Origin of the sequence: Pedobacter sp. (assembly GCF_035317785.1) — a bacterium.
Classification (GTDB): Bacteria; Bacteroidota; Bacteroidia; order Sphingobacteriales; family Sphingobacteriaceae; genus Pedobacter.
The window spans coordinates 1-13,310 of record NZ_DATHGC010000115.1; the positions used below are offsets into that span (position 1 = coordinate 1).

A 13,310-nucleotide genomic window follows, 5' to 3' on the forward strand; every position below is an offset into this window, starting at 1 on the left:
TAGCAGGTTCCTGTGCATGACTGGGCAGATTGTCGGGCAGGAAGTGAAAAAGAAATCAGCCACATAGATCACGCCGTCAAAATCCTTTTCGGTAACGATGGCACTATCCTGGTTAAACAGTTTAAAGTGAGGAATAGTCCTGAAAATGGAATCTGTAACCATCTTGCCATCCACCACCTTTTCAGAAGTTTCCAACTGTAAAAAAGGCAGGCGTTTCGGCTCCTTACAGCTGAGCAGGGACAATACCGCACAGCAAACTAATACTAACTGTATCTTCATGGCTTTCTAAATTTATTGAGATAAGCATCAGACAAAGTAATATCTGCCTTATAAAGACTGTCAATTTCCTGTATTTTGGTCTTTTCTTCCTTAAAGTACCTCACAGCCTCCTCGTTTGATTTACCAGTGATGTCGGGTTCAAATTTGTGCATCCAGCCATTCATGCTGTCTTCAGAAGCAGTTAACCTTCTCAATAAGGCATTGATCTCAGTTTTTTCCATTAAAGTATCAATTTCCGGAAACTGCTGCTTCAGCATTTTCAATGACCTCAGCAATGTGTCCAGCTTCATCTGGTTGCTGACAATCTTCCCGTGATCTTCCATCACCACATCGTGAAACTTCATCACTTCATCACGAATATTTTTATAGTTTTCTCCTTGTTTACAGGAAATTACAAACATTATCAAAAGTAATACTCCAATTATATTTTTCATTTTTCTGCTGTTTAATTTACAAACTTTCTGACTTTCGGCCTGCTGACACCACTTTCGAGAAACAGATCTCCGAACCCTCATGACCCTCCCGCACCCAGGCAACAAGCACATTTTCACCAAGCTTTCCTAAGACCGCATGGTTATCAGAATACTGCCCGTTGGAGAGCGCGGTTTCCTTTTCCGTCTTTCCATCAGCAATGAGCCTCAGCACAATCTTTGCGGCTCCTGCTGGCCCATGGCTCATTCTCGTGCCGGAATGTTTCATTCCAGCACCATGATCCATCTTCATACCTTCACCATGTGCTTGTGATGACGGCATTTCAGACATTTCCTCACAGACCATTACCGTCCTTCCATCAGCCAAAGATAACAATTGCGGATGTCTGCCTGTCGAAGTGATCAGGTTCCTGCTTCTGAAATCTGTTCCCAAAGCAGGAGCCGCAGTATAATACAGTCCCGCACTTCCACCAGCAGTAAACCAAATGACGTTTGGGCCGCCATAAGCGTTAACGGCCAAAGACGGCCCGGAGTGCGGGCAACCCTCAATTTCCCAATTGTCATTACTAACTGGTTTAGATTCACTAAAAGTCTTTCCATTATTAGCCGATGACTTATAAACCATATCCCGCACCTGTTTACCAGAAAGAACTGAAGGAAACTGAATACTTCGGTACGCCAGGTGAAGATTACCCTTATCATCACACAACAGATCAGTTCTGCAGCATTCACAGGTACCCTTATCAAGACATGAATCCAATCCAAATCCTGCTCCCTTAACAGTGCGGTTAAAATAAAGGGCGGAACCCTTTATCTTTTTCCCAAAGCGTCCATCCAGCCAGACCGCAGCGAGTTCACCGTTTTTTAATGCAGTAATGTCAAAGAAACTCCGGCCATAAGCATGCGAAGTATCCGCATGTAAAAACTGTTGATCAGACCAGTTCTTTCCGCCATCTGCTGAAAAACTATAATATATGGCACCAGCGTAAGGATTTTTTTCAGAAAGAAAGCGCTTTGAATAAACCGCCATCACCGTACCATCAGCCTTAAAGGCCACCTTACCCATGCTTTCCGCTGATATACTGCATCCGGCTGAGCCAGGTATCGTTACCGGGGCTGTAAATTTATCCTCGCGCTCATCATAAACCGCGTACTTTAACCGGTACAGGGAATCCTTTCCATCCTGCTCGGTCCAGCACAATACTGCATTGCCTTTATTGTCCTGTGTCAGGTAAGGCCCAACTGAGTTGATGCCACCAGAATTCAGCAGCTGTACAACCGGTTTAAGCTCATTCCGGGCACAACCGCCCAGGAGCGTCAGGACAACAGGAAAAAATATAAAAACTATCTTTTTCATCACAAATACTTTAAAATATATACTTCAGGTTTAAGCCAGCATAGCCAGTCCTCCTGGGTGAAGGATTAAAATATGCAGGTTGCGCGTCGTTAAATCCAGTCGCATTTAGCGAGACAATAGAACTGTAATTTTTATCCAGAATATTGTCCAGTCCGGCATAGACATTTGCTTCCAGGCATTTCAGTAACAGCTTTTTGTAACCCAGCTTCGCATTCAAAACTCCATAAGACGAATTAAATGCCGAATTCGCATCATTTAACGGCAGATGGTCGCTGTAAAAATAATTGCCATAAAAATAAACACCTGTCTTCGTTTCCAGATCAATACCCGCGTTAACCACCCAGGGAGCGATACCGGTCAGCTTGTTGCCATCAAAGGTCGCCGAGACCTGACCTTGCGCATTCAATATTTTATAATCTTCAAACTTAAAATCCGAATAAGTAACAGCAGCAAAAGGCCTTAGACTGATTACCTCACCACCATCTTCTGGTTTAAACAGCAAATAAGACAAAGACAACTCAACACCATTGTGACTGGTTTTCCCGGAATTATTGTAAATGGTTATGCCCTGCTGAACAGACTGACCGATCAATTCACCCTTCATATCCAGTTTAAACAAAGCAAAATCATATTCCAGACGGCTCTTCCATAAATTTCCCTTCGCATTGAACTCATAGTTTATTCCCTTTTCAGCCTGTAAAACCGGGTTGATAGAACCATCCACATTCTTTATCTCAGAACTGGAAGGCGGAGAAAAACCTGAACTCATGCTTGCATGCAAGCTCAGCGCATCACTAAACGTATGGCTCAATGCCACACGCGGATTGGCCTGCGCCTTAAACCTCTTCACACCACTCTGATTTTGCTTCAGATAATCCTCCACGTCATAGTTCAAGCCGTTATAACTTAAACCCAGCGTCAGCGCAGTACCCGGAGCCAAAACAGTTTCCGACTGGAAAAAAAGCGAATACTGTGTGTTCCGGTAATCCACATTCGAATTGATGGCCCCCTCAGCGCCATGGTTATTCACATACTGATTACCTTTAGTCAGCCCCTGGTTGTACTCAGCCCCTAACGTAAACTTGGTCAGCAGCATCGAAAACTCAGGATCGTAACTAAAACGCGTACGCCCGCCATAACTCTGGTAAAAATTCCGAATATAAGCATACGGCAGCGGATGATTCAGGTCATAGAAATAAGTAAACACACTGGTTGTATTTGAAAACTGGTCATTAAAGCGGTATTGCTGACCCAGTCCAACCCTCGTCCAGTTCTGGTACCGGCCGGCCAGTTTATCAAGATTAGTCACATTGGCCTGCTTAGGGTCAGCAGCAAACTGATCCAGCGTTAGCGAACCCGGAATCTGCGAATACTGCGTAGTCCTGTTGAGCAATAAAGTAATGATCCGCTTATCACTTGGAAACAGCTGAAAATTGCCCGTCAGAAACCTGCGCATGTCATTACTGTGCTCACGGTAGCCTTCATATTGCTGCCAGCCATAAGAAACATAGCTATTGATCTTGTCCCCACCATTCCGGTATGCAGTAGCCAGCCTGCGCAATCCGTTAGAACCCACAAGTCCCGAAGCCTCGATGCTCTGCTCCTGGTAGGGCGAGCGCTGCAGCTGAAAATTGATCACACCACCTGTTCCCGCACCATAAATACTCGAAGCCGGGCCTTTAATTACCTCCGCCCTGCCAATACTGTTGACATCCAGGGCCTCGATCCTGGTCGTGCCATCAGCCTCCGTTACCGGAATCTCATTGACATAGACCTTCACATTACGAATTCCGTAAGAGGCCCGCACTCCATTACCACGAATAGAAATCCGCGCCTCAGAAAGCGTACTCTGATCCATCCGCACCCCCGGAATGCCATTCAATGCCGATTGAAGGGACACCGCACTTCCCCTGCTGATATCCTTTGCGGTAATCAGAGAAACCGAACCGGCAGTCTCCTTTGCCGTCTTATTGCCATTATAAGCGGCAACCCTCACCTCGCTCAAACTGACAGCATCGGCATCAAGCTGGATATTAAGTTCAGTCGTGCCATTTCCAACAGCACCTTTGTCACTACCAGTTTTGATCAGCTGTGTTTTATAACCCTTCAGCGACACTTCTAGTAATTCGCCATCACCTATAACACTCAATTCAAAATAACCCTTTAAATCGGCTCTAACAAGCTCCTTACCTTCACTATTTGAAATAATCGCTCCCGACAACGGCTGACGTGTCTGCGAATCATAAATATGGCCCTTTAAGACGGCCTGCATCTGAGCCTGGCCCTGCACAAAGCAAAACACCAGACCCAACGATAAAATTAAATATCTGATTGGATTCATTAATAAAATTATAACTGATAAGAATTCCTTGCCGGAGCAAAAAAATCCGCTCCATACAGGCCACTTTGCCAGAAAATTTACCTTCTCAGAGAAGACATAGGGAACTGTTGTCCTTTTTCAGGACAGCAGGATCCAGTCTTCTCTGAGAAGGTAAATTTTCCCGTCAATTTTCCTGTGGCGGATGAAATATAGAATTCTTAATACTCTGCGGCATTCCTGTCGAAAAAGGAACATGAAAATTAACTGCCGCAAAGGCATACTGCTTAAAGACCAGCGGTGTACTCACCACCGCATCCTGGATCTGCAATTTCTGGGACTGACGCTCCTGTTTCTGCTCCTTGTCCTGGGCCTGCTTTAACTTTTTCATTAAATAGCACTTCCCATTACAATGCATTTCAGGCTTGGTCCTGTTCTCACAAAGCTCCTTAGCAATATATTTTTGATTGGCCTCAAACCCCATATATACCCATACACTAGAGAGGTTTGCAGAGAGCAAACTCACTAAAAGCAATATAGATATGGGTTTTATCAGCATTTCAAGTGCAAATGTAATAAAAAAAGCAACCCCTTCAGATTGCTTTTAAAAATCAATTTATTTAACGACCAGTACCGGTTTCTTATGCTCATCGATCGCCACAAACGAAAACTCACCAGTCACGGCCTTTTCCCTCTCATCAGAGTACATCTGCTCGATATAGATGTCCACTTTTACCTTCAGACTGGTATTGCCGATATGGCTAACCCGGCCCACCAGCTCCACAATCGTGCCCGCCGGAATCGGCTTCGTAAAATCTATGCGGTCACTGCTCACCGTCACCATCCTTTGCCTGCTGAATCGCGTAGCCGTAATAAAAGCCACCTCATCCATCATGTGCATGGCAGTACCGCCAAATAAAGTATCATAGTGATTAGTCGTATTGGGAAACACAGCCTTAAAAATCCTGGTCTCCGAATTCTGTATCTTTTCTTCTATCGTCATTCTAAAATTCTAAAATAAAAGGCCCTAACTAACAATTAATCCTCCTATACACCATTCTTCTGCGACATACTATTCAGAAAATTTACCTTCAATTTTCCCCTTTATTCCTAAGCTTTCCCCACTTTAAATAAGTAGCACCCCAGGAAAATCCCGCGCCAAAAGCCGTTAGGATCATTTTGTCCCCATATTTAAAATCATCTTTAAAATCCCAAAGCACCAAAGGAATCGTAGCAGCAGTAGTATTACCATAACGGTCAATGTTCACCTTCACCTGGTCATCCGACAAACCCAGATATTCCCCAACAGACTGGATAATCCTCAGATTAGCCTGATGAGGGATCAGGTAATTGATCTGCGAACTCAGCAAGTCATTAGACTGCAGCACCTCATTACAAGTATCCGTCATGCCTTGGATCGCCGCTTTAAATACCACACGGCCGTCCTGACGCACATAGTGGAGCTTCTCGTCCAGCGTAGCCTGCGAAGCCGGAAACTTCGAACCACCCGCAGTCACGATCAGGTTTTCCTTACCAGTACCATCCGTTCTGAAAAAACTGTCCATCAAGCCAACAGGCTCCTCAGTCTGCTCCAGCATTACAGCGCCAGCGCCATCACCAAAAAGAATACAAGTATTGCGGTCCGTATAATTTACGATAGAACTGTTCTTATCCGCACCAATAACCACCACCTTCTTGCACCTGCCGCTTTCGATCATGCTCGCACCAAGTGTCAGTGCATATAAAAAACCACTGCAGGCTGCATTCGTATCAATACCCCATGCATTTTTCAAACCGGCCTTCTCACACACCATACTCCCGGTAGAAACCATTACATAATCAGGTGTAGATGTAGATACGATCACGCAATCGATCTCATCAGGGTTCACATTGCCATCCTCCATCAGCCTTTTCAAAGCAAAAGTCGCCATGTCAGATGTAGCTATATTTGGGTCATTAACAATCCTTCTCTCCTTTATCCCGGTCCTTGCCACAATCCATTCACTATTCGTGTCAACCATTTTTTCAAGGTCATGGTTGCTTAAAACAGTGTCTGGAACATAACCGCCAACCGCGGTAATCACCGCATTTTTCCTTATTCTCATTATGTGTTTGTAATTCTATAAAAAAGGGCAGGCTCGTTCCTCCTGCCCTATATTTTTTACAAAGTTACAGCTTCTTCCACACTTTCCCGCAGTACTTTTGCAGCAGCGACCATTTCTATGAGTGCTTTTTTTGTTTCATCCCAATGCCTGGTCTTCAAACCGCAATCCGGATTCACCCACAATTGCGCCGCAGGGATCACAGACCTTGCTTTTTCCAATAAGTTAACCATCTCATTCTTAGACGGAACCCGCGGCGAATGAATATCATACACGCCAGGCCCTATCTCATTCGGATATTTGAAATCAGCAAAAGCATCCAGCAGTTCCATTTGTGAACGTGAACACTCAATCGTGATCACATCCGCATCCATATCCGCAATATTCTGGATGATGTCATTAAATTCCGAATAACACATGTGTGTGTGGATCTGCGTATCGTCCTTCACCCCGCTGGCAGAAATGCGGAATGCCCTAACCGCCCATTCCAGATACTGCTGCCAGTCAGCCTTGCGCAAAGGCAAACCCTCCCTGATCGCAGGCTCATCAATCTGGATGATCTTAATGCCAGCCTTTTCCAAATCAACCACCTCATCCCTAATGGCCAGGGCGATTTGTGTACAAGTCTCCGAACGCGGCTGATCGTTACGCACAAAAGACCACTGCAATATCGTAACCGGACCGGTCAGCATGCCTTTTACCCATTTATCGCTCAGCGACTGCGCAAAAGCAGACCACCTTACCGTCATCGGCGCAGGGCGGTAAACATCACCATAGATCACCGGAGGTTTCACACACCTGCTGCCATAACTCTGCACCCATCCATTTTTAGTAAACGTAAAACCGGCAAGCTGTTCTCCAAAATACTCCACCATGTCATTGCGCTCAAACTCGCCATGCACCAGCACATCAATACCCGACTCTTCCTGAAAACGTATCGTCTCCTCCGTTTCCTTTTCGATTAAAGCGTCATACTCGGCTAAAGTCAGATCACCTTTTTTAAACCTGGCTCTCCAGCTCCGTACTTCCTGAGTTTGCGGGAATGAACCAATGGTCGTTGTAGGGAATAGCGGAAGACCCAAAGCCTTGTGCTGAGCATCCTTCCGAAGCGCGAAAGGGTTCAACCTGTTTTCATCTTTTACCGTGATGCCAGACACCCGTTTTTTCACCTCATTATTGTGGATCAGAGTCGAAGACCTTCTGTTTTCCGCACAGCTAATGTTTTCCTGTAGCTCTGGCAATACATCATTTTCATTACTAATCAATTGAGACAAAACAACTACCTCATTAACCTTTTGTTTCGCAAATGCCAGCCATTGCTTGACTTCGGCCGTCAAAGGTGTTAAAATAGTATCACTATGCTCATTATCCAGATCACAAGGCGAATGTATCAATGAACATGAAGGACTAATAATCAACCTATTGTTACCAACATTAGCAAGTAAAGATTTAAGTGACTTCAAAGTAGCCTGAAAATCGTTCTTCCAGATATTTCGGCCATCGACCACCCCTGCCGAAAGCAGCATCGAAGCAGGCAAAACATCCAGTACTACCTGCAATTGTTCGGGCGCTCTTACCAGGTCAATATGCAATGCCGTCACCGGCAAAGAAGCAGCCAAAAAGGTATTGTCTTTCAGCGCATCAAAGTAAGTAGTCAGCAGGGTTTTCAGCTTCGGAAACTGCCGTTTAATCTCACCGTACACATAGCGGAAAGCCTCCCTATCCTTCTCAGTCAGGTCAAGGCAAAGGAACGGCTCATCAAACTGCACCCACTCCACATGCTGCTCCTCCAGCTTTTTCAATACTTCAATATAAACCGAAAGCAGGTTCTTAATCAGGTCAATCCTGTCAAAACCTTCCTCTTTCTCCTTACCCAAAAGCAAATAAGTAACCGGACCGATCAGTACAGGCTTGGTTTTAATACCTAATCTTTTACTCTCATTGTATTCATCCAACACCTTAGTTGAAAACAATTTAAACTGCTGATCTTTTGTAAACTCAGGTACGATGTAATGGTAATTCGTATCAAACCATTTGGTCATCTCCATCGCAGTAATATCCAGTCCGTCCTTTTGATAACCACGTGCCATGGCAAAATACAGGTCAAGCTCCGCATTACCTTTGTTCATGATCACCTCATGATACCGCTTAGGAATAGCCCCTACAGTAAGCGACCAGTCAAGTACCTGGTCATAAAAAGAAAAATCATTGGAAGGGATCAGGTCTATACCCGCCTCTTTCTGCAGCTCCCAGTTGTGTTTACGGATGTCCCTGCCTGTTTGCGCCAGCTGCGCAATAGTTGTTTTGCCTGACCAATACTGCTCGCAGGCTTTTTTGAGTTCACTGTTGCCACCAATACGCGGGTAGCCTAGATTGTTAGTTAGCATTTTTCTTACATTTAATTGAAAAAATCAGTTAAAAGCCCTTTTTGCTGAACTTCGCAATGCGAACGGGAAAATGAAGAAAGAAGAAATAATAATGCATCAAAGTACGCTAATTGTTAAACGTATCCATCCATGATCTGCACCGTTCGTCATCCTGAATTTATTTTACTGCGTAGCTTTTCGCTTCGCTTCAGGTCAGGATCCCGTTTGAGCAAATCTGACAGCATGGCCGGGATCCTGAGATAAACTCAGGATGACGGATTGCTTTAACAAAGCTTCTTAAATACACCAAACTCAACCCCTGCTTCAAATCGCGAAAGCATTGTCAAATCGATATTAGGCAGGTCTCCTGACTTGTAACATTTTTACCATCCTTCCCATTCTTAAAAACAGTGGACAAACTAAGGGTAAAAACCTTTGTGTTACTTACAGTTGCGCGACAGTCCGTGATTCTCACACGATTCCCTATTAATCTACAATTAAGTAAAACCTATACCGGTTGATGAAGAAAGTAAAGAACTTATTGCTGCAAACTTAGTCAAGTTGACCATAAAAACCTAAATAATTACCCAGACATTACAGTTTATTTTTCCAGGAATGTACCTTTGCAACAATCCGATAACCAGTATTAACTACATCATGAAGTCAGCCAGGTATATTTTCTCCCTATCAATCCTATGCACTATTCTTTTATTTGCCGCTTGCAAAGAACGCAGAACACTGCCCATACTTGGCCCGAGAGATACCAAAGAAGTTAAGAATGCAGATGGTACTACCAGGGTAGATACCGTTTACAAGACCATCCCCGCATTCAGCTTTTTGAACCAGGATAGCCTGCCGGTTACCGGCGATACCTTCAAAAACAAGATCTATATCGCCGATTTTTTCTTTACTTCATGTACCACCATTTGTCCGACCATGCACCGCAACATGAAAACCATCTTTGACGAATACAAAGACAATCCGGATGTCATGTTTCTTTCACATACCATTGACTTTAAATATGATATCCCATCCAAGTTAAAGAAATACGCAACCAAGCTTGGTGTAGATGGCGCCAGGTGGCAGTTCGCCTATGGCAGCAAAGACAGCGTCTACAAAATTGCAGAAAAAGATTATCTAGTCGCCGTAATGGAAGACAGCACCGCCAAAGAAAACTATGTGCACCAGGGATGGCTCGTACTCATCGACAAGAACAAACACATCCGCGGAGCCTATGACGGCACCAACCCCGAACAAGTAGCACAACTGAAAAAAGACATCCCCATCCTGCTTGCAGAAGAAAAGAAATAACACCCGAACAGCAATGCGCAAGACCCTCCTTACCACACTTACACTGGCGGTCATTGCTTCGATCATCTACTCCTGTCAAAACGCAGACGAGCTGAAACAGCAAATGTATTACACCAATGGTCGTGACCTGTACATCAAACATTGCCAGAACTGCCATGGAGCCAATGGCGAAGGACTGGGAAAACTTGCTCCACCACTTACTGATACTCTGTTTCTAAAGCAAAACAAACAAAAACTGGCCTGTCTAATTAAAAACGGATCAGACACCACCGTAACCATCCACAATCAGACCTACGAAGGAAAAATGCCTGATAACCCACAACTGTTCAATATCGACATCGCGCAGCTCATCGTATACATCACCAATACCTACGGCAACAAACAAGGCATATATAAGCCCGAGCAAGTAACCGAAGACCTTAAAAACTGCAGGTAAGGTATTTTTTTTATAATTTAGGTGCTGATACACAAGATCGGCACATAAATGAAAAAGAACCAAATATTATTATCGGCAGCCCTGCTGCTGCTCATCATGGCATTTCAAACAGGCCTGGCAGCCCGCAAAAAAGTCTTCTGCTTTTACTACAACTGGTACAAAACCCCGGCCTTTGACAGCACAGACCAGCACTGGGCACACTGGAACAATGGCGATAAAAAAGGATACCCCGGCGGAGACAACATCGGCGCCAACTTCTTCCCAAGCCTGGGCAACTACAGCACCAAAGACCCTGTAGTTATTGCTAAACACATGGCCATGATCAAAAAAGCAGGCATAGATGCCATATTTCTGACCTATTGGGGCAAAGACCACTTCACCGCAGAAAGCATTCCGGTAATCCTCAAAGAAGCACAAAAAGCGGGCGTAAAAGTAGGCTTCCAGATAGAACCCTACGGAAACAGGAGCCCGCTCACCGTCAAAGCAGACGTCAAATACATCATCGACACCTGGGGCAAACACCCCGCCTTTTACCGTACGGACGACACCAAAAAACCACTATTCTTTGTTTACGATTCCTACCTGAGCAAAGCCCCTGAATGGGCAGAGGTACTCAATACCGAAGGAAGCCAGACCATTCGGAAAACACCATACGACTCCGACTTTATGGGACTTTGGGTAAACAGCAACGAGCAGGAATTCTTCAAAACATCCGGATTCGACGGCTTCTACACCTACTTCGTATCCAAAGTATTCCGTTACGGCTCCGACCCAAAAAACTGGGCAAATATGCAGCAATGGGCCCTACAAAACAACAAGCAGTTCATCCCATGCGTAGGCCCCGGCTACATCGACGAACGCATCCGTCCGGAAAACGCCATCAACACCCAAAGCAGGGACAACGGCAAATACTACGACGACTACTGGAAAAAAGCAATAGCCGTAAAACCAGCAGCCATCGCTATTACCTCCTTCAACGAATGGCATGAAGGCACACAAATAGAACCCGCAAAACCTCACAAGACTGAAGGATTCACTTACCTCGATTACAAACCACTGACAGACGATTACTACCTCATCAGAACAAAATACTGGTCCAACCAATTCGTCAAATGAAAAAATACCTTGGTCTGGCCAGCATTATTTTTGTCATGCTCATTTGGGGCAGTACCATTGTCGTAACGAAAGTTTTAGTGGCAGACATCCCGCCGCTGTTCTTTGCCTTCATCAGGTTCCTCATAGCCTCCATTTGCCTGCTGCCTGTGTTTATTTTTAGCAAACAGACCAGCATCAGCCATCTGAAGCGCTCTGACTACGCCTACCTCACGCTCATGGGGTTACTGGGCGTCACGCTCTTTTACATCGCCTTCAATATATCCCTGATGTACACCTCCGCATCAACCGGTGCGCTGATCCAGGGCTTTCTGCCCGTCGCCATTGCCGTATTGGGGGTCATCTTTCTCAAAGAAAAGCTAAATAAATTTCAGATCACCGGCATTCTGCTATCTACCGCAGGAGTCGCCGCCGTCGGATTCTTTACCGACGGAGATCAAAGTGGCGACAGCCTCAAAGGCAACCTGCTGATGATCGCAGCAATGATCTGCTGGGCGGTCTACACCATCATCTCGAGAAAGCTTGACCACATCAACTCACTCACCGTTACCTGCCTCAGCGGATTCGCTGGGACCGTATTGTTGCTGCCCGCCGGGCTTATAGACCTGCATAACCATGGCAGCACCATCTTCCTCTCCGTAAACGACTGGTTGGCCCTGATCTACCTTGGAGCAATCGCCTCGGCCCTTTGCTACTTCCTGTACAACAAAGCATTAGAAACCCTGCCCGCAGCGCAAGTAGGCAATTTTCTCAACCTCGAGCCCATCGTAGGCGTCATTACCGCCTTTATCTTCCTGCACGAGCAACTCACCGCCATACACATCACCGGATCAGTCTGCGTACTCTCAGGCATCATCATGAGCTCAATAAAGAGAAACTAAAACTTATTTAGTAGCAATATCAATCTTACCACCATTCTTGAACAGGTCGTGAGACACGAAATAACCCTTGTTCAGCTTCCCATCAACCTTTATAGCAGTAATTCCCCTGCCTTTGCCCGGCTTCGAAATCGTGAGCATTTTACCAGTACTGGTCCTCCATTTCACCTCATCAAACAACGGAGCTGTCACCAGATATTCCGGGTCAGTAGCAGAAAAAGTATACAAGCCGAGTGCACTAAACACATACCATGCGGACATCTCGCCCGCATCATCCATACCTGAAAGCGCCAGACCTTCTTTACCAATACCATACAGGTTATTCAAAATATTATCCAGAACCTTTTGTGTTTTTTCCGGCTTGCCGATAAAAGTATAACCAAAAGGCGCCTCATGATCAGGCTGATTGCCCTGGCAATACTGACCAATCATCGTTTCTACATTTCTGGCAATGTGTTTAGGGTTCCACGGAACAGTAAACAGCGAGTCCAGTTTAGACTCAAAACCGGCAGGCCCGCCATAAAGTTCAATCAGTCCAGGCATATCATGCGGCGCAAAAAACGACACCTGCCAGGCGTTAGCTTCCCTGTACATATACTCATAATAAGGATACTGCGGATCAAAAGGCTTGATCCAGTCCCCATTTTCCAGCCTGCCCCTCATAAACCTTGTAGACGGGTCAAACATATTCTTATAATTTTTAGACCTGGCCATCAGAAT

13 protein-coding genes and 1 riboswitch are annotated in these 13,310 nt (G+C 45.2%); of the genes, 4 read left to right on the plus strand and 9 right to left on the minus strand.

The features are described 5' to 3' along the window. From VK541_RS07020 to metE, 8 genes are all read right to left on the minus strand, one after another. Positions 1 to 279: SCO family protein (locus VK541_RS07020; protein ID WP_324368304.1), on the minus strand; the 279-nt coding region annotated here is incomplete at its 3' end. Then, positions 276 to 713: a hypothetical protein gene (locus tag VK541_RS07025; RefSeq protein WP_324368306.1), complete on the minus strand. Its 438-nt coding sequence runs from the start codon at positions 711 to 713 to the stop codon at positions 276 to 278. The genes VK541_RS07020 and VK541_RS07025, both read right to left, overlap by 4 nt. 16 nt (positions 714 to 729) lie before the next feature. Then, on the minus strand, positions 730 to 2,067 hold the full coding sequence (locus VK541_RS07030; protein WP_324368308.1) for a hypothetical protein: 1,338 nt from the start codon (positions 2,065 to 2,067) through the stop codon (positions 730 to 732). Positions 2,068 to 2,077: 10 nt separating this feature from the next. Beyond that, a complete protein-coding gene (locus VK541_RS07035) occupies positions 2,078 to 4,408 on the minus strand; it encodes a TonB-dependent receptor domain-containing protein (protein ID WP_324368310.1) in 2,331 nt (776 codons plus the stop codon). 163 nt (positions 4,409 to 4,571) lie between these two features. After that, positions 4,572 to 4,910, minus strand: a complete 339-nt coding sequence (locus VK541_RS07040) for a hypothetical protein (protein WP_324368312.1) — start codon at positions 4,908 to 4,910, stop codon at positions 4,572 to 4,574. 90 nt (positions 4,911 to 5,000) lie between these two features. Continuing rightward, positions 5,001 to 5,387 carry an acyl-CoA thioesterase gene (locus VK541_RS07045; RefSeq protein WP_324368314.1) on the minus strand — a complete coding sequence of 129 codons (387 nt, stop codon included), beginning with the start codon at positions 5,385 to 5,387 and terminating at the stop codon, positions 5,001 to 5,003. Between the two features lie 88 nt (positions 5,388 to 5,475). After that, the gene (locus VK541_RS07050) at positions 5,476 to 6,489 is read right to left on the minus strand and encodes a beta-ketoacyl-ACP synthase III (RefSeq protein WP_324368317.1); all 1,014 of its coding nucleotides are present in this window, start codon (positions 6,487 to 6,489) and stop codon (positions 5,476 to 5,478) included. Between the two features lie 56 nt (positions 6,490 to 6,545). Continuing rightward, positions 6,546 to 8,873 carry a 5-methyltetrahydropteroyltriglutamate--homocysteine S-methyltransferase gene (metE, locus tag VK541_RS07055; protein WP_324368319.1) on the minus strand — a complete coding sequence of 776 codons (2,328 nt, stop codon included), beginning with the start codon at positions 8,871 to 8,873 and terminating at the stop codon, positions 6,546 to 6,548. A gap of 319 nt (positions 8,874 to 9,192) precedes the next feature. Next, a riboswitch (cobalamin riboswitch) is annotated at positions 9,193 to 9,379 on the minus strand. 130 nt (positions 9,380 to 9,509) lie between these two features. Here metE and VK541_RS07060 point away from each other — a divergent pair. From VK541_RS07060 to VK541_RS07075, 4 genes are read left to right on the plus strand one after another with little or no spacing between them, the layout of a single operon-like run. After that, a complete protein-coding gene (locus VK541_RS07060; protein WP_324368321.1) occupies positions 9,510 to 10,163 on the plus strand; it encodes an SCO family protein in 654 nt (217 codons plus the stop codon). Positions 10,164 to 10,176: 13 nt separating this feature from the next. Beyond that, a complete protein-coding gene (locus VK541_RS07065) occupies positions 10,177 to 10,599 on the plus strand; it encodes a cytochrome c (protein WP_324368323.1) in 423 nt (140 codons plus the stop codon). Positions 10,600 to 10,647: 48 nt separating this feature from the next. Further along, a complete protein-coding gene (locus VK541_RS07070; protein ID WP_324368325.1) occupies positions 10,648 to 11,715 on the plus strand; it encodes a glycoside hydrolase family 99 protein in 1,068 nt (355 codons plus the stop codon). Then, positions 11,712 to 12,593: a DMT family transporter gene (locus VK541_RS07075; protein WP_324368327.1), complete on the plus strand. Its 882-nt coding sequence runs from the start codon at positions 11,712 to 11,714 to the stop codon at positions 12,591 to 12,593. Before VK541_RS07070 ends, VK541_RS07075 begins: the two co-directional genes overlap by 4 nt. A 3-nt stretch (positions 12,594 to 12,596) precedes the next feature. Here VK541_RS07075 and VK541_RS07080 read toward each other — a convergent pair. Next, positions 12,597 to 13,310: glycoside hydrolase domain-containing protein (locus VK541_RS07080; RefSeq protein ID WP_324368329.1), on the minus strand; the 714-nt coding region annotated here is incomplete at its 5' end.

Coding starts and splice junctions, on each gene's coding strand:
- VK541_RS07025 (WP_324368306.1), bottom strand. CDS start 713: ATGAAAAATATAATTGGAGTATTACTTTTGATAATGTTTGTAATTTCC.
- VK541_RS07030 (WP_324368308.1), bottom strand. CDS start 2,067: ATGAAAAAGATAGTTTTTATATTTTTTCCTGTTGTCCTGACGCTCCTG.
- VK541_RS07035 (WP_324368310.1), bottom strand. CDS start 4,408: ATGAATCCAATCAGATATTTAATTTTATCGTTGGGTCTGGTGTTTTGC.
- VK541_RS07045 (WP_324368314.1), bottom strand. CDS start 5,387: ATGACGATAGAAGAAAAGATACAGAATTCGGAGACCAGGATTTTTAAG.
- VK541_RS07050 (WP_324368317.1), bottom strand. CDS start 6,489: ATGAGAATAAGGAAAAATGCGGTGATTACCGCGGTTGGCGGTTATGTT.
- metE (WP_324368319.1), bottom strand. CDS start 8,873: ATGCTAACTAACAATCTAGGCTACCCGCGTATTGGTGGCAACAGTGAA.
- VK541_RS07060 (WP_324368321.1), top strand. CDS start 9,510: ATGAAGTCAGCCAGGTATATTTTCTCCCTATCAATCCTATGCACTATT.
- VK541_RS07065 (WP_324368323.1), top strand. CDS start 10,177: ATGCGCAAGACCCTCCTTACCACACTTACACTGGCGGTCATTGCTTCG.
- VK541_RS07070 (WP_324368325.1), top strand. CDS start 10,648: ATGAAAAAGAACCAAATATTATTATCGGCAGCCCTGCTGCTGCTCATC.
- VK541_RS07075 (WP_324368327.1), top strand. CDS start 11,712: ATGAAAAAATACCTTGGTCTGGCCAGCATTATTTTTGTCATGCTCATT.